Genomic DNA, 17,804 nt, shown 5'->3' with positions numbered 1-17,804 from the left:
TCTAATATATGGATAAAAGATGGCTTATCAAAAAGCCGGCCAACGAACAGGTGGTAGCAAGGTTGATAGAAGAAGTTGGTGTAAGTGGACCCATTGCCAGAATCATGGCGCAAAGAGGAATCACAGATTTTAATTCAGCAAAAGAATTTTTCAGACCTAACCTGCATCACCTCCATGACCCTTTTAAAATGAAAGGAATGTCAGAAGCTGTTGACCGCATTGAACGCGCAATTGCCGCACGTGAAAATATTTTAATTTATGGTGATTATGATGTAGATGGTACTACGGCAGTAACACTGGTATTTCAATATCTCACCAGAGAGTATGAACAAGTTGGTTACTACATTCCTGACCGATATAAAGAAGGCTACGGAGTTTCAGATGCCGGCGTAGATTTTGCCATTGACAATTCATTTAGTCTCGTGATTGCATTGGATTGCGGAACAAAAGAAATTGAAAAAATTGCACGAGCTAAAGAAAATGGAATTGATTTTATTGTCTGTGATCATCATACACCGGCAAATGAATTACCTGATGCTATTTTGCTCAATCCAAAACAACCTTTGTGTAAATATCCATTTAAAGAATTATCAGGATGTGGCATTGGATTTAAACTTGTACAAGCACTCAATTCAATACGCGGAGGCAATGGTGAAGACATTACAAATTTACTGGATTTAGTTGTTGTTAGCATCGCTGCAGATATCGTTTCTATGTCTGATGAAAATCGCGTGCTTGCCTTTCACGGGTTAGAAGAACTCAATAAAAAACAGCGCCCGGGATTTAAAAAATTACTTGAACTGGCAGGTAAAAATGATGTCGTGAATATTACAGACGTTGTATTCATATTGGCACCGCGCATCAACGCTGCAGGACGCATTGCCAGCGGAAATCAGGCAGTTGAATTATTACTCGCAAAAACATTTGATGAGGTTGACAACGTGAGCAAAGAAATTCATTTGCACAATGAAACCAGAAAAGGACTTGACCGTGAAATTACCCTTGAAGCACTTGCACAAATTGAACAAGATGAGTTTCTGCAAACTGCATCGTCAACAGTGGTGTATCATCCCGATTGGCACAAGGGGGTAGTTGGTATTGTGGCTTCCAGATTAACTGAAGTATATTATCGCCCAACCATTGTGCTTACACAATCTAATGGACGCGCCGTTGGTTCAGCCCGAAGCATAAGAGGTTTTAATATCTATGATGCCATTGAAGCCTGTGATGATTTGCTTGATCAATTTGGAGGTCATTCTTTTGCCGCTGGTCTCTCTTTGCCCGTAGAGCATGTTGATTTATTCAGAAAAAAATTTGATCAGATTGTTGTTGCAACGCTTGACAAAAAATTACTCAAACCGGTAATTGAAATTGATGCAGAAATTGATTTCAGAGATATTTACGAAAGTCAACCCGGAGGTATTCCAAAATTTTATCGTGTGCTCAACCAAATGGCACCCTTCGGGCCTGACAATATGCGTCCGGTATTTATTACACGGAATGTGAGATTGCTTGATAACTCCCGTATATTGAAAGAAGAACATTTAAAACTGCGCCTTCAGCAAGATGAATATCCTGAAATTATTTTGGATGCCGTAGGGTTCGGACTCGCTGCCAAATGGTCTGAAATTGAAGGTAAAAAAGTTGACCTCGTTTATACTCTTGAAGAAAATAGCTGGAACGGAAAAAGCGAATTACAACTGCTGATTCGCGACATCAAAAAATCAGGATAAAGGTTCATCCCAGCCATGTTTTTCCACCAGCGTTTCATGAATCAATGATCTGATATTTTCATTTTTAAATTGACCAATAATTTCTTCTGTAAAAGCTGCAACCAAAATCTTTGTGGCTTTTAGTTTTGAGATGCCTCTGGCCTGCAAATAAAAAATTGCGTCATCATCCAGTTGACCGGTTGTTGATCCATGTGAACACTTCACATCATCAGCATAAATCTCTAGTTCAGGTTTTGAATAAATTTGCGCTGCGTCAGTTAAAAGAATATTTGCATTTTTCTGATACGCATTAATTTTCTGAGCATCTTGCTGAACAATCACTCGTCCGTTAAATACACCGGTAGCACTACCGTCAAGTACGTATTTATAATTTTCATTACTGAAACATTGCGCCACGTTGTGTGACACAAACGTATGATTATCTGTATGGGTTTTTCCGGTTGTAATAATTGCACCGTTCAAATGCGTTTCCGCGTTCATGCCATCTACTGAAACATTCACGTTATTGCGCACCAAACCACCGTCAAGAACCATGGTGTTCAATTGAAAGAATGAATTCGCTGACTGAAATATTTGCTCTGTAGAAATGTGTCTGCAGTTCTCATTTTCCATTTGAATTTTATCAAGCGTTAGTCTTGAATTTTCACCAAGATAAGCCGTAATAACCGGATTGGTAAAACAATGCTCACTAGTTGAAATATGAACAAGATTAAAACCGCATGATGATGATTTATCACTAACAAATTTCACACGCGGGTTTGATATTACATTCTCTCCGGTTGTCAGAAAAACGAGTTGAACTTGCTCTTCAATAATTGCGTTGGTTGAAATTTGAAAAATAATTTCTTCTTGAAAATATGCCTCATTGATACGGGTAAAAACATGTGATTTGCCAACTTGTTTTTGATTTTTATTCTCGTCTGCAAAAACTTCACTTGCAACTACAGTGAATTTGATTCCGGGCAAAGACAATGAACTTAAATCAGCTCTACATTTACCATTCTCAATCACTACATAATTTTTTTCTCTGATGTATTTTTCTATATCTGATTTTGCAGTGAATGATTGAGACGAACGATGCAAAGATAATCCTGAAATTTTTGTCAATCTGGTGTACTTCCAATATTCATCTTTTGTTGTTGGAAAATCAAATTGAATAAGTTCATCATACGCATTACGCTGAATTTTATTTTCAGGCACGCCCAAGGATGAAACAAACTCCATCATTTTATCAGATATTTCTGTTGTTGTCATATAATACCTTTCATAATTATTTTTTTGCCTGAAAGTTTACTGATTCAGATTTATTACCCTTTACTTTCCTGCCATTAATTTTTGTGAATAATCACGTGTAATAAATTCTTGCGCTCTAATTTGTCTTTATCCAATCGTATCCTTTTTCTTCTAGTTCAAGCGCCAGTGTTTTATCACCGGTTTTGACAATTTTTCCATCCGCCAATACATGCACAAAATCAGGCACAATATAATCCAACAATCTTTGGTAGTGGGTGATTATTACCACCGCGTTGTCCTTGTTTTTTAATTTATTTACACCGTTTGCAACAATGCGTAACGCATCAATATCTAAACCTGAATCAGTTTCATCTAAAATAGCCAGCTTAGGTTCAAGCATTGCCATCTGAAAAATCTCATTCCGCTTTTTTTCTCCACCTGAAAATCCTTCATTCACTGAACGGGCAGCAAGTGCATCTTTAAGCTCAACTAATTTTGATTTTTCGCGCACCATACTCATGAAATCTTTTGCAGATATGGGTTCTAATTTCCGATACTCACGAATTTCATTCAGCGCAGTACGCAAAAAATTGATGTTGGAAACTCCCGGAATTTCAACAGGATATTGAAAGGCCAGAAATAATCCTTCTTTCGCACGCTCATCAGCTTCAAGTTCTAAGAGATTCACACCATCAAAACTAGCTGATCCGTCTGTTACATCATAACCATCCTTACCGCTAAGAACAGAAGCCAGGGTAGATTTTCCTGCACCATTTGGGCCCATGATGGCATGCACTTCTCCGGCTTTTACCGTGAGATTTAATCCTTTCAAAATTTCTTTGTCTTCAACCTTTGCATGAAGGTTTTTTATTTCAAGTAATGTACTCATGTTCTATTTTATTTCTTCCAATTTTTTTGTTTGTTATCCTACCGAATTCTCCAATGAGATTGCTAATAATTTTTGTGCCTCCACCGCAAATTCCATGGGTAATTTATTCAAGACATCTCTGCAATAACCATTCACTATTAAGCCTATTGCTTTTTCTTCTGATATGCCACGTTGCTGACAATAAAAAATTTGATCTTCACCAATTTTTGACGTGGTTGCCTCATGCTCAAGTTTAGCACTGTTGTTATTGCATTCAATGTACGGAAATGTATGTGCCCCACATGTGTCATTCATAAGCAAACTATCACACTGCGTAAAGTTTCGTGCATTTTCAGCGCGCTTTGAAATATGCACCAAGCCACGATACGAATTCTGTGATTTTCCGGCTGAAATTCCCTTTGAAATGATAGTGCTTTTAGTGTTTTTTCCAAGATGAACCATTTTTGTTCCGGTATCAGCTTGTTGAAAATTATTAGTCACCGCTACGGAGAAAAATTCACCTACAGAATTATCTCCTTTCAAGATGCATGAAGGATATTTCCATGTCACGGCTGAACCTGTTTCAACCTGTGTCCATGAAATTTTAGAATTGGTATGACACATACCGCGTTTAGTCACAAAATTGAATACGCCGCCGTGTCCGTCTTTATCACCAGGGAACCAGTTTTGAACGGTAGAATATTTTATTTCAGCACCATCTAAGGCAATCAATTCTACCACGGCTGCGTGCAATTGATTCTCATCACGCTGCGGTGCGGTACACCCTTCAAGATAACTCACATAACTTCCTTCATCTGCTACCACCAGCGTGCGTTCAAATTGTCCCGTACCCGATTCATTAATTCTGAAATACGTTGACAATTCCATTGGGCAATGCACGCCTTTAGGAATATAACAAAATGAGCCATCAGAAAAAACGGCTGAATTTAACGCAGCATAAAAATTATCAGAAGAAGGAACCACTGAGCCCAAATATTTTTTCACCAGATCAGGATGTTTATGCACCGCTTCACTGAACGAACAGAATATAATATTGAGTTCACCCAGTTTTTCTTTAAATGAAGTTGCAACAGAAACTGAGTCCATCACAAAATCAACTGCTACGCCGGTGAGTCTTTTTTGTTCATCCATGGAGATGCCTAGTTTATCCATGGTGGCTTTCATTTCCGGATCTACATCATCCCAACTTTCATACTTTTTTTTAGGCGCTGCGAAATATGAAATGTTCTGAAATTTTGGCTTTGCATAAGAAACATGCGCCCACTCAGGCTCTGTCATTTGTTGCCAAATTTTAAATGCATTCAAACGATATTCTAGCAACCACTCAGGTTCTTCTTTTTTTGCAGAAATTTTGCGAATAACGTCTTCGTTTAATCCAACAGGAAATTTCTCTGATTCAATATCTGAAGTAAAACCAAATTCATACTCCTTTGATTTTAAATCCTTTTTAAATTCTTCTTCTGTGTAGCCCATGTTAATTCATAATTTTCCTCGCTGATATGGCAACAAGGATCAAGCATTTTTGTTTACAGATGTCTGGTATTAATTCTTGCCACGTATTGATTTTTTAATTGCATTTCTATCTGATTGTTAAAAATCAACATTTGAAATTCTTTTTTAAGTTCGTTCTCATCACAATGAAAAGCTTTCTCCGCATCCACATGTTCTTGCAGCATTGGGATTAGTAAAAATAAACCCTTTGCCATTCAGTCCTCCGCTGAAATCCAAAATTGTTCCAACAAGATAGAGTACACTTTTTTTATCCACAACTACTTTGATTCCGTTATCTTCGAATTCTTTATCATCTGCGTTTAGCTGGTTGTCAAATTTTAGCTGATACATCAAACCGGAGCAACCACCACCGGTGACACCCACACGTATAAAATAGCCGGACTTATTTTCGTCTTCCATTAATTCAACTGCCTTTTTCTTTGCAAAATCAGTTACTTTAATCATGTCTTCTCTCTTTAGAATTGTTTTAAATAATACCGCAACAACACAAAATTACTGCATTTCATCAGCCTTGCACTTCAATCTTGTTCAATTAATCACATAAAAAAGGTATTGCAATTGTTATAGCCTTGTTTTACTGAGTTTTACAAGATATTATTATTTAGATTCATTCTAAACAAACTCTTTTCAAAGTTTCTGAGCCTGATGACGTCGAACAAATAAAAATGACTCTTACATTTGCTGTGCAAACCAAACCTGAACAGAAAAATGAATCAGCCAAATCGGTTGAAAGCGCACAGCAAAACTTACTACCCTGTGCTTCAAAATTTTGCAGTTCTCTATCAATACACTGCTCCGGTGCACTTTGCGTCAACAAAAAAATTCACCAAACAAATTTCACACGCATGAAAACATCCATCGCCAGGAAAATACTCATGGCATTATCAGGTTTTTTCCTGTTATTTTTCCTACTCCAGCACTTTGTGATCAACTCACTATCTGTGCTAAGTTCTGATGCATTTAACGCTGCATCACATTTCATGGGTTACAACCCTATTGTGCAATTTGTGGCACAACCCATTTTAATTTTTGGTGTTTTGTTTCACCTGGCTATGGGAATAAAACTTGATCTTCAAAACCGCGGAGCCCGCTCTGCAAAATACGCCGTGAGTGGGGCATCAGCCAATGCAAGTTGGATGTCACGCAACATGGTAATTACCGGTTTGATGATTCTTCTTTTCCTTGGTCTACATTTTTATGATTTCTGGGTTCCTGAAATTTCACATAAATATGTACACTTTGCTACTGAAGATCCAACCAGATACTTTGGTGAACTTCAAGCAAAATTTCTTGATCCGGTAAGAGTTATTATTTATTGCGTTGCCTTTGTTTTTCTTTCACTTCACTTGATGCATGGTTTTCAATCTGCGTTTCAATCGGTAGGTTTTAATCACAACAGATATACACCGGCAATTAAAAAATTAGGTACGCTATACGCTGTCCTTATTCCACTTGGATTTATTGTAATTGCTTTATTCCATTATGTTTCACAGTTAAACTAAGAAAGACATGTCAGTATTAGATTCAAAAATACCAAAAGGCGATTTGAAAGATAAATGGACTTACTATAAAGACCACGTCAATCTTGTTAACCCGGCAAATAAAAGATCCATTGATGTGATTGTTGTAGGTACCGGACTTGCCGGCGCATCAGCAGCAGCTTCACTGGCTGAAATGGGTTATAGTGTAAAAGCATTTTGTTTTCAAGATTCTGCTCGTCGTGCGCACTCAATTGCTGCACAAGGCGGAATCAATGCAGCAAAAAATTATAAAAATGACGGTGACTCTACCTTCCGTTTGTTCTATGATACCATTAAAGGAGGTGACTACCGTGCGCGTGAAGGAAATGTTCATCGTCTTGCTGAAGTATCTGCAAACATCATTGACCAATGCGTAGCACAAGGTGTACCGTTTGCTCGTGATTACGGCGGAATGTTAGATAACCGTTCCTTTGGAGGAACATTAGTTCAACGTACTTTTTACGCCGCAGGTCAAACAGGGCAACAACTTCTTTTAGGTGCCTATTCAGCCATCAGCAAAGAAGTACAAAAAGGATCAGTTAAAATGTATGCTCGCCATGAGATGCTTGATCTTGTTATTGTTGACGGAAAAGCGCGCGGAATTATTGCACGCAACCTAATTACCGGTGAAATTGAAAGACATTCAGCTCACGCTGTTTTATTGTGTACCGGTGGATATGGAAACGTGTTTTTCCTTTCAACCAATGCAATGGGCAGCAACGCAACAGCGGCATGGAAAGCATATAAAAAAGGAGCCTATTTTGGAAATCCTTGCTTCACACAAATTCACCCTACCTGCATTCCGGTTTCAGGTGATCACCAGTCAAAACTTACCTTGATGTCTGAATCACTCCGCAATGACGGACGGATTTGGGTGCCAAAGAAAAAAGAAGACGTGTTGGCCATTCGCGAAAAAAGAAAAAAACCAACAGAAATTGTAGAAGAAGATCGTGATTATTATCTGGAGCGTCGTTATCCTTCATTTGGTAATCTCGTTCCGCGTGACGTAGCCTCACGTGCTGCAAAAGAACGCTGTGATGCAGGATTTGGAGTGAATGCAACCGGTGAAGCAGTTTATCTTGACTTTGCATTCAACATGAAATATAAGTACGGAAAAATTGAAGCCACTAAAAAAGGTATTCAAAATCCGACTGAAGAACAACTCACCTCATTAGGTAAAGAAGTGATCAAAGAAAAATACGGAAACCTCTTTGACATGTACAAACAAATCACCGGTGAAAATCCGTATGAAACACCAATGATGATTTATCCTGCTGTGCACTACACCATGGGTGGATTATGGGTTGATTATAATTTGATGACTACCATTCCCGGATGTTATGCTTTAGGTGAGGCTAATTTCTCTGACCATGGCGCAAATCGTCTTGGTGCATCTGCACTTATGCAAGGTCTGGCTGATGGTTATTTTGTTATACCGTATACCATTGGAGAATTTCTGGCAAACGATATTCGCACCGGAAAAATTCCAACCAATACTCCTGAATTTGATGCAGCAGAAAAAACTGTCAAAGAAAGAATTGAAAAACTGCTGAATAATAAAGGAACCAAACCGGTTGATTATTTCCATAAAAAACTTGGAAAAGTGATGTGGGAGAAATGCGGAATGGCTCGTAATTCTGAAGGATTGAAACAAGCTATTGAAGAGATCAAAGCTATTCGCGCTGATTTCTGGGCTAATGTTCGTGTAACAGGAACAGCTACAGAATTCAATCAAGAATTAGAAAAAGCAGGTCGCGTTGCAGATTTCCTTGAGCTGGGAGAACTGATGTGTAAAGATGCGCTGATGAGAAATGAATCATGCGGTGGTCACTTCAGAGAAGAGTTCCAAACTGAAGAAGGTGAAGCGCTGCGCGATGATGACAAATTCGCTCACGTGGCTGCATGGGAATTTAAAGGTGATAACGCAGATGCGGTACGTCATCAGGAAGAGTTGATTTTTGAAAATATTAAATTGGTACAGCGGAGTTATAAGTAGGGATTAGGGATTAGGAGTTAGGGATTAGGAGTTAGGGATTAGGAGTTAGGGATTAGGAGTTAGGGGTTTGAATAAAAATCCAACAACTATTAGAAACTAAACTTATAATAATTACTGAGGGTACTTATTGCAAGACTTGAATAAAAAAATTAAAAAATACGGAAGAACAAAGGCTGCGGACTTTTTGGCTTAGGTCTCTTCACTAAACGAATACGACTATGAAACTAACACTAAAAATCTGGCGCCAAAACGGACCAAACGACCAAGGGAAATTGGTTGACTATCCTGTTGATCATGTATCTCCGGATATGTCATTTCTTGAAATGCTTGATGTGTTAAATGAACATCTGGTAGAAAAAGGAGAAGAGCCCGTTGCGTTTGATCATGATTGCCGTGAAGGAATTTGCGGTATGTGTTCATTGGTAATTAACGGACGTGCACACGGACCACAAACCGGAGTTACAACTTGTCAATTACACATGCGTTCATTTAATGACGGTGATACCATTTATATTGAGCCATTCAGAGCTAACGCTTTTCCGGTGATTAAAGATTTGGCTGTTGATCGCAGTGCGTTTGACCGCGTGATTCAGGCCGGTGGTTATGTATCTGTAAATACCGGTGCTGCGCAGGATGCAAACAATATTCCTGTTCCTAAAAATGATGCAGATAAAGCATTTTCAGCTGCTACTTGCATTGGTTGTGGAGCTTGCGTTGCAACTTGTAAAAATGCATCGGCCATGTTGTTTGTTTCTGCTAAAGTTTCCCAATTAGCTTTATTGCCACAAGGTAAAGTTGAAGCGCAAGACCGCGTGTTGAACATGGTTCATCAAATGGATTTGGAAGGCTTTGGAAACTGCACCAATACCGGCGCATGTGAAGTGGAATGTCCTAAAGGAATTTCTCTAGAAAATATCGCGCGCATGAATCGTGAATATTTGAAAGCATCTTTACTAAAAGAAAAATAATTTCTGATCAATAAAATTTTCTGACAACCGCCTTTGAAATTTTCAGAGGCGGTTTTTGTTTCTACAAAGAACAAGAAACCCTACCTATATTGAAATTTTCCGGCTGTGCGAACATTATAACGGATAATACATGAACTAACAAAATCAACCATATTCACTATCTTTGCCTTCCAAAAACAACAGTGCATGTCAGTACAAGAAGATAAACTCAAAGACATTATCGGTCACGCCAAAGAATATGGTTTTGTATTTCCGTCAAGTGAAATTTATGATGGTTTAAGCGCAACCTATGATTACGGTCAATTAGGAGCCGAACTAAAAAACAATATTAAAACCTATTGGTGGAAAGCCATGGTGCACATGCACGAAAACATTGTGGGTATTGACGCAGCAATTTTTATGCACCCTACCACATGGAAAGCATCAGGTCACGTTGATGCATTCAATGATCCGCTGATTGACAATAAAGATTCTAAAAAAAGATATCGTGCAGATGTCTTGCTTGAAGAACACATTGAAAAAATTCGCGCGAAAAATGAAAAAGAAATTGAAAAAGCACGTGCCAAATATGGTGATGCTTTTGATGAAGCAACATTCGTAAACACCAATCCAAATGTGGTGAGACGCAATGCTGAAATAAAAGGCATTGAAGATAAAATGCGTGATTGTTTGGAGAACAGCAAACTGGATGAACTCAAATGTCTGATAGATGATTTAGGAATTGTGTGCCCAATCAGCGGTTCAAAAAACTGGACTGAAGTGCGCCAATTCAATCTTATGTTTGCTACTGAATTGGGTTCTGTGTCGGGTGAATCTTCTAAAATTTATCTTCGTCCTGAAACTGCGCAGGGAATTTTTGTGAACTTTCTCAACGTGCAAAAATCCGGTCGTATGAAAATTCCGTTTGGTATTGCGCAAATTGGAAAAGCTTTCAGAAATGAAATTGTTGCGCGTCAGTTTATTTTCCGTATGCGTGAATTTGAACAGATGGAGATGCAATTCTTCGTAAAACCCGGTGAAGAAATGAAGTGGTATGAGTACTGGAAAAATTTCAGAATGAATTGGCACAAGGCTTTAGGTTTTGGTGAAAAAAATTATCGCTTCCATGATCATATTAAACTTGCGCATTATGCAAACGCTGCTTGTGACATAGAACATGAATTCCCTTTTGGTTTCAAAGAACTGGAGGGCATTCACTCACGCACTGATTTTGATTTAAAGCAACACGAAGAATTTTCTGGTAAAAAATTGCGTTTTTTTGATCCTGAAACCAATGAATCATACATACCTTTTGTTGTAGAAACATCTATTGGTTTAGACAGAATGTTTTTGGCAATTTTATCACAATCATACAAAAATGAAAAATTAGAAGACGGATCAGAACGTGTTCTTCTTTCTATTCCGCCGGCACTTGCGCCTTACAAAGTTGCTGTGATGCCACTGGTAAAAAAAGATGGCCTGCCTGAAAAAGCAAGAGAAATAATTGACTCACTCAAGTTAGATTTTCATTGCCAGTATGATGAAAAAGATTCAATTGGTAAACGCTATCGCAGACAAGATGCTATTGGTACTCCGTTTTCAGTAACCGTTGATCATGATTCTTTAACTGATAATAAAGTAACCATACGTGACCGTGACACCATGAAACAAGAGCGCGTTGCTATATCAGAATTACATCGTATTATTGATGAGAAGGTGAATATGCGGAAGTTGCTTGCTTGAAAAAATCGATAGAACAAAGTAATTTTAGTTATTCCTCTACCGAAACAAAATCAAATGATGTTATCTTAATAATCACATCAGTGTAATATTCATTTGATAGACGGTCAACACAAAATTCATCTTGAGTTTCCGCAGGTATTGGTCTCTTTTGCGCTTCAATGGTGAGTCTGTTTTGATCAATTCCTTTTTCAACAAGACAATAGTAAACTGCTGTTGCTCTTTTTAATGCCAGTGACTCTCCTTGTTCATCATCAAAATAACCAATGATGTTCAATGTCAAGTTGGGGTGTCCAGCAAGCAAATCAAGAATAAAATCAGCATTTGTCATTGCACTAGAATCCAAAACGTATGAAGTTGGAGAAAATATTAACTGTGGAAACCGACTTTCCCGGTGCACGTGCATTACTTTCAAATCACGAATTATTCTCGTGTTTACAAAAATATCCTCGGTGTGAAAAAAATCGTGCGCACCCGTATGCAATTTATTTATCTGCGGAAAAATTATTTCGTACCGCGCGCCATAAACAATAAACCCCGGGTGAGAATTATTGGTCAGGGTTATTCTACCATTCTGGTCGGTGATTATGGCAAGGGTGTCCGTTTGATCTTTGATGATATATCCATTTTCACCAACTTTTGGCTCACCTGTTTCCTGGTCGGTTAAAATAATGTCAAGGTCTATTTTAGGAATTTTAATATTGTACGCGCGTTCTGTACTATCTAAAAGTGGCGTAAACGCCGGAAACATAACTGTAGAAAATTCTTGCGGAACCGCATTAGAATAAAATTTAATTTCACGAATCATCCGTGTTGGCATACCAAATTTCGAATAAAAAAATTCATCTGTTTCTTCATCTTGCTCATACAAAACATGAATCTGATATTTAAAGCCGGCGAGTAAAAAATTGGAATCAGTACAATCACAAATGACTAAGACGCCATTTTCATTGGTGACTTTTTTTAGCGTGATACTATCATTTCTCTCTATGGTCACCTGAGCCCCAGACAAAGGAATTCCGGATGGACTTTCATGAACAAGAATGGTAAGATCGCGACAAAAATGATTATTCTGTGCGTATGAAAATAAAGACAAGAGAGACAAAATGCAGACAAGAATCAAGGCCGCTGAAAGTCTAAAATAGTAATGCATGAAATTGTTTTTTTATTGATGTCATGAATTACATTTTGTAACCTGCATGAATATCCTTCACAACATATTAGTAGTTGACGAAATTTTAGAAAAACGTAGCGCCGCTGGGATTTTGTGAAGAGTCGTCGGTCAGTTAAAAAAAATGCCGCATCATCAATGATTTTGTTACAATGAATTGTCAAAAATCTCAGCCAAATCATCACATGTGCGTTTCAGACAAGGACGAACCGTTAACCACTAACGCACTTTTTTTAGTATATTTGTTATAATAAATAGTCGCTTATGACAAATCGAACATATAGACTGATACTTGCTGCAGAACCTGATGGCGGATTCACTGTTACCGTGCCTGCTTTACCTGGCTGTATTACACATGGTGATAGCCTTGAACATGCATTGCGAATGGGCAAAGAGGCAATTGAAGGTTATATTCTTTTGTTAAAAGAAATGGGCGAGGACATTCCTGACGACAGCAACACATTTGAATATTCCTTAACAATGGCATCCTGATTCAATGGGAACTATTCCTTCATTAACGCCTAAAGAGCTTACTAAAATACTTGAACAACATGGGTTTGTTTTAAAGCGTATCCATGGCAGTCATCATTACTTTTATCATGACGAATCAAAAAAGATTACTGTTGTTCCTATTCACAATAAAGATCTAAAAAAAGGTACGCTCTATGCTATTCTAAAGCAAGCCGGTATTGATAAAAATAATCTCTAGCAAAATACCTCAATGCGCAAGATATTTTTCCTGTGCCAATCGCAATGAGTCTGGTTCACGGCCCGTAAACAAACCTTCTGCCAACTGAATTCGTAATAGGTGTATGATTCGTTCACTTATTTTAATCATGGTGGTTTTAATTGTGGCGGCTTGCCGCAAAGACAAAACTGATCTGAGGTTAATTTTTGTTGGAGATTACCTTTTTAAAAAACATTCATATTATAATTGCGGTGAATGCCCACCTGAATACAATTCAAACACAAATTATTTTTATAGCGGGACAGTTTCGACAGCTGTTGACGAAGATTATTTAGAAATAACCGGATTGGGAACTGTACGTTTTCATAAAGAAAATTTCATTCTCGGAAGTGCAGACGTGGTTGAATATTCATACTATGGTGCTGGACATGGCAGCTTCACGAGCGATACAACTTTTAGTATTGAAGCACATGATTCATACATGGGAAAATCCTGGGGATGGTCAGTTTCCGGTACCCGTTTACCTTAAAAATTCATTTTGGATATTCAATCCAGACCTACCTATAAAAATAACCTGAGTGTTTCTTTGATGACCATCGCCCGTTTTCTGAAATGGTTCATTTGTAATTACCCACTTACCATCTTCGTTTTTCTTCAAATGTTTTTAAAGTGTGCATTGATTGAGGCAAGATAATCAATTTTTATTTCACAACTATTCAACAAAACGCCGGCATGTTTTTTTACATGGCATTAACTCCGTTTGAAGCATTTGTTATATAAATATTCAGACTGTTTTCGTTGAAGTGAATTTGGGACGGGTTGTGAAAGTTGCCCAAGTAATTCAATGACGATTTACGTAAGGCACGAGCGTGACGCTCGCGCCAGCGGGGGACCAAAGCCAAAGTAAATCGAATTCAACAAAATCGAAAAGTGAATTGTGAAAATTGCAACGGAAAATAGAATTCAAAAATCAAACGAAGATTGGTTTCAATCAGTTCTGGTATAATAACCTTTACTTTTTTTATTTCAGTAAAAACTCAATCAAAAATCTTGGTCTTTTGAATAAAATTTCTAACCTGTTGATTTTTACAAACTTCGATGTATCGAAGTCTGTAACACGGTATTGTCATGGAAGTAGCGATGAAAAAAATAAAATTCATGAAAACAAAAACCTGATTTAACTGTTCAGTTTTTCAATGAAAAGTATAACTGGTTTTTTCAACTTATTGAAGCTTTTGTTTTATAAATACTAAGACCGTTTTCATTGAAGTAAATTTCAGTTAATTCGATATATCGAGGTTTGTATTACGGAATCGTTGTGGAAGTAGCAGGGTTAGTTTGGAACTGGTGTGAATTAGCATTTCAGAATAACACAACCAAGTATATAGTGGTCATGATAATATCAACAATCCCGATAGTGAATAAAAATTCATCGCTAATTTTTTGAAATTTAATAATTAACATATTAGTAGTTATTACGGCTATCACCAATAAATTCAATTTCCAATTCAGAAAGTATAATGGAATAAGAAATAATACCTGATACAATCCTATTAAAAAATAAAATTTAGCGCGACGAATTTTTGATCTCAGCAAACAATACAGCGAATATGTAGAAAAACTCACGATAATCACCGCCAAAGCTAAAATGATTTGATACCAACCAATTGAGGATTTTGGTGGACTGCTAAGTAATAGTAGACGCACTACAGTGAAAAGAGAAAGAGCAATATTTAATAGTAGTATGTAATTCATTTTTTATTTTAAGGTTTATTAGTTGAACCTGTCGTTAAGCCTGCCCCCCCGCCTGCCCCCACACCTGATGCACCAGACTTTGTGCCTCCACTATCTGCTTTTGCCTTTTTCAATTTTTTGTAATAAATCTCTTGTTCTTTATCTTCCTTAATAATTTCTGCAAAGGCTTCTTGCTTTGAAATTACATCAGAGTGTGCCACCCAAGGTGGCGTCGGAAATCCATCGTTATCAACGTCAACAATGTTTTCACTATTAGCATCAGCACAACCTTCCATAGGATTACAATCGAGTAGGTCATTTTCATATGTAAATTGAATTACATTGACACCCTCAATATTTGCGAAAGAAAATTCTTCCCCCTGAAACACGGCCAAACAGACGACATTTATCTTTACATTTAGTGGTTTATAGTTTTTATATTCTAACGGAGCCCATGGCTCATTCCGGTTCTCGTAATTGTCATTATGCATTTTTTCATAAGCCTTGATTGCAAGTACCATACCATATGCGTAGGCGTTCCCTTGACTGTGGGCGACAATTGTGATTGGCTCATCATTACTTAGTACCAATTCACCTGACAGCAATTTATCCCATGTTTCTGCATACCCCTTGTCGCTTCTTTCAAACCACCATGTATAAGGAGTACCAAATGAACCACTATTAGACAGATTTCCATCTACATACCTAACATCGGACTGTCCAAAATAATTGGCGACGGTAACAACAAAATCTGTCTCTGAATCCCAATAATCAATCATTTCTTGCTCGGTCGCCATATCTGTTACCCAATAACCTAAATAACCACTGATAAAAAACAACTCTAATCCCTCAAGCTCTATCGCATCAATCACCCTATTCTCACTAAAAGCATAAACTGAATTATGCGGATATTTTGCCGCCAACGGATCCACCGCAAAAAACCTCCCAATCCTTGGGTCATGCATGCGGTATTTGTAGTTGATTGAGTTGTTGTCACCTTTTATTTCGTTGTCTTTTTCCTGGCCTTGGAAGGAGAAGCGGTAGTTTGCGTTGGTGGCGTTCCTGCCGGGCATGATCATGCCATAAGGCGTATAATCACACCAAGATGTAACATCTGCGCTATAATAATCAACATAGGTATCAGAGTTACCATCAACCGTTAAAAGTCTGTCTGAAATTACATTCAATACATTGTTCAGGTGATTTGAAAGTTCGTAATCACGTTCACCTAAAATTCTGGTTTCTGTTGATGGTGGTGTGTAGGTGGTTTCCATGTCAACATTTCTGTTGTAAATACCTAACCGTTTGCCTCCGTAAATATGACTCTCAGTTAAAAAACAAGTTGCATCAATGCCGTCATCAAAATAATCATACACTGCCATTACATTGCCTGATGCATCATGCGTGTAAATGGTTTCGTCAATTTCTCCGCTTAACTGAACAACTTTTTTAGCCACACGGTTGCCAAATGGGTCGTAAAAAAATTCTATGTAATTTGTTGTTGTCGTTTTGGATGGGTTGAGTGCGTTGTCAAATATAATCTTTTTTACTTTTCAGTTTTGAGTTTGACAACTGCGGGAGTTGAGGATACAGGGGTCTCAGATTTTAATTCACATCTACATCAAACTCTGGCAGCCAGTGTGGCAATACTTATCTTAACCTGATCAGCTTTTAATAATTCTGCTGCACATGCTTCAATGGTTGCGCCGGTGGTGAGTACATCATCAACCAATAAAATATGCTTGTGTTGAATGCGCTCAGGATGAGTAAGTGTAAAAATAGATCGCACATTATCATACCGGTCATATTTTGAGAAGCGGGTTTGCGAATCATTATTGGTATTCCGTTTTATACATTGAATTAAGGGCACATTGAGCGCCGTAGCAAGTCCTTCAGAAATAGCCGCCGCTTGATTATAACCGCGCTTTGCCATTTTTTTAAGGTGGAGCGGAACAGCAACAATGCCGGTGATAGCGTGATCTGTAGAAATTTTTTCACCTAATATTTTTCCAAAATGATACGCTACCCTTGGCTTGGCTTTATATTTAATAGCGTGTAAAATGGTTTGTACCTGATTGCCTTTTTGATATCTGAATAGCGAATACACTTGTTCAACCGGCACCCGTCCAATGAGTAATTTATTCAATTTATCACGGTCAGCCTCACTATCTGTTATATAAGGCAAATCAAAAGCACAAGCCGAACAAATATGTTTTTCATGTCGCACTAAATCACGTGAGCAGGCAAGACAATGCTCAGGGTAAAGCACTCCAACTGCTGATGAAGCAAGAAAAGATAGTTGATCTGAAACTTTCATTACACTGTTTTACAGGCAGCTGCCAAATGTATTGTAATTTTTCGGATCAGATTATGGGGATCGTTCACTACATCCTGAAAAAAATCAATGAAACCGAGTGTTCACCGTTACTAAAACCAGTGAACCGTATTTCACAGATCGCAAATTATTCATTCTCTCAAACGCAAACCGCAGGCTATTTTTAAACACCAAAGGGTGAATAAATTCAATTAAAAATAAACTTGACTGGTAGATAATTTTAAACGTAAATTGGTAGTCCTGTCAGACAAAAAAAATCTGCTTAAAAATTTCAGTTGATTTGAAAGGCTGAAAAAATATTTGTCG

Annotated in this window: 15 protein-coding genes; 8 read left to right on the top strand and 7 right to left on the bottom strand. The window is 37.8% G+C overall.

Annotation, left to right across the window (positions count from 1 at the left end):
* Nucleotides 1-8: 8 nt before the first annotated feature.
* Nucleotides 9-1,733 (top strand): single-stranded-DNA-specific exonuclease RecJ, encoded by a 1,725-nt coding sequence (gene recJ, locus IPH66_01940; protein MBK7128113.1) that lies wholly within the window; start codon nt 9-11, stop codon nt 1,731-1,733.
* On the opposite strand, the gene sufD is transcribed toward recJ, so the two are convergent.
* The 4 genes from sufD to IPH66_01920 all read right to left on the bottom strand — a co-directional run bounded on the left by sufD (nt 1,725) and on the right by IPH66_01920 (nt 5,811).
* Nucleotides 1,725-2,987: a Fe-S cluster assembly protein SufD gene (gene sufD / locus IPH66_01935; GenBank protein ID MBK7128112.1), complete on the bottom strand. Its 1,263-nt coding sequence runs from the start codon at nt 2,985-2,987 to the stop codon at nt 1,725-1,727. The two genes, recJ and sufD, sit on opposite strands and share 9 nt — an antisense overlap.
* Before the next feature lie 115 nt (nt 2,988-3,102).
* Entirely contained in the window at nt 3,103-3,855 is a 753-nt protein-coding gene (sufC, locus tag IPH66_01930; protein MBK7128111.1) for a Fe-S cluster assembly ATPase SufC, read from the bottom strand.
* Nucleotides 3,856-3,888: 33 nt separating this feature from the next.
* Nucleotides 3,889-5,328, bottom strand: a complete 1,440-nt coding sequence (gene sufB, locus IPH66_01925) for a Fe-S cluster assembly protein SufB (GenBank protein ID MBK7128110.1) — start codon at nt 5,326-5,328, stop codon at nt 3,889-3,891.
* Between the two features lie 159 nt (nt 5,329-5,487).
* The gene (locus tag IPH66_01920; protein MBK7128109.1) at nt 5,488-5,811 is read right to left on the bottom strand and encodes an iron-sulfur cluster assembly accessory protein; all 324 of its coding nucleotides are present in this window, start codon (nt 5,809-5,811) and stop codon (nt 5,488-5,490) included.
* Between the two features lie 401 nt (nt 5,812-6,212).
* On the opposite strand from IPH66_01920, the gene IPH66_01915 reads away from it, so the two are divergent.
* The 4 genes from IPH66_01915 to IPH66_01900 all read left to right on the top strand — a co-directional run bounded on the left by IPH66_01915 (nt 6,213) and on the right by IPH66_01900 (nt 11,573).
* Nucleotides 6,213-6,869, top strand: a complete 657-nt coding sequence (locus tag IPH66_01915) for a succinate dehydrogenase cytochrome b subunit (GenBank protein ID MBK7128108.1) — start codon at nt 6,213-6,215, stop codon at nt 6,867-6,869.
* A gap of 7 nt (nt 6,870-6,876) precedes the next feature.
* Nucleotides 6,877-8,883, top strand: a complete 2,007-nt coding sequence (locus IPH66_01910) for a fumarate reductase/succinate dehydrogenase flavoprotein subunit (GenBank protein ID MBK7128107.1) — start codon at nt 6,877-6,879, stop codon at nt 8,881-8,883.
* 218 nt (nt 8,884-9,101) lie between these two features.
* Complete coding sequence (locus IPH66_01905; protein ID MBK7128106.1) at nt 9,102-9,851, top strand: succinate dehydrogenase/fumarate reductase iron-sulfur subunit; 750 nt, start codon at nt 9,102-9,104, stop codon at nt 9,849-9,851.
* A gap of 186 nt (nt 9,852-10,037) precedes the next feature.
* Nucleotides 10,038-11,573: a glycine--tRNA ligase gene (locus tag IPH66_01900; protein ID MBK7128105.1), complete on the top strand. Its 1,536-nt coding sequence runs from the start codon at nt 10,038-10,040 to the stop codon at nt 11,571-11,573.
* 28 nt (nt 11,574-11,601) lie between these two features.
* Here IPH66_01900 and IPH66_01895 read toward each other — a convergent pair whose 3' ends face one another.
* Nucleotides 11,602-12,723, bottom strand: coding sequence for an OmpA family protein (locus IPH66_01895; GenBank protein ID MBK7128104.1), 1,122 nt, complete (start codon nt 12,721-12,723; stop codon nt 11,602-11,604).
* Between the two features lie 282 nt (nt 12,724-13,005).
* Between IPH66_01895 and IPH66_01890 the strand changes: the two genes are divergently transcribed.
* The 3 genes from IPH66_01890 (at nt 13,006) to IPH66_01880 (ending at nt 13,958) form a co-directional block, all read left to right on the top strand.
* Nucleotides 13,006-13,233: a type II toxin-antitoxin system HicB family antitoxin gene (locus tag IPH66_01890; GenBank protein ID MBK7128103.1), complete on the top strand. Its 228-nt coding sequence runs from the start codon at nt 13,006-13,008 to the stop codon at nt 13,231-13,233.
* 4 nt (nt 13,234-13,237) lie between these two features.
* Nucleotides 13,238-13,450 (top strand): type II toxin-antitoxin system HicA family toxin, encoded by a 213-nt coding sequence (locus IPH66_01885; GenBank protein MBK7128102.1) that lies wholly within the window; start codon nt 13,238-13,240, stop codon nt 13,448-13,450.
* A gap of 103 nt (nt 13,451-13,553) precedes the next feature.
* Nucleotides 13,554-13,958, top strand: a complete 405-nt coding sequence (locus IPH66_01880) for a hypothetical protein (protein MBK7128101.1) — start codon at nt 13,554-13,556, stop codon at nt 13,956-13,958.
* A 1,234-nt stretch (nt 13,959-15,192) separates the two neighbouring features.
* On the opposite strand, the gene IPH66_01875 is transcribed toward IPH66_01880, so the two are convergent.
* The gene (locus IPH66_01875; protein ID MBK7128100.1) at nt 15,193-16,545 is read right to left on the bottom strand and encodes a hypothetical protein; all 1,353 of its coding nucleotides are present in this window, start codon (nt 16,543-16,545) and stop codon (nt 15,193-15,195) included.
* A 239-nt stretch (nt 16,546-16,784) separates the two neighbouring features.
* Complete coding sequence (locus IPH66_01870) at nt 16,785-17,480, bottom strand: ComF family protein (protein MBK7128099.1); 696 nt, start codon at nt 17,478-17,480, stop codon at nt 16,785-16,787.
* Nucleotides 17,481-17,804 lie beyond the last annotated feature (324 nt).

The organism is Crocinitomicaceae bacterium, from assembly GCA_016708105.1.
Lineage (GTDB): Bacteria > Bacteroidota > Bacteroidia > Flavobacteriales_D > Crocinitomicaceae > JADJGJ01.
Note: the sequence above shows the minus strand (reverse complement) of the source record. Positions and strands in the feature narration are given on the sequence as shown.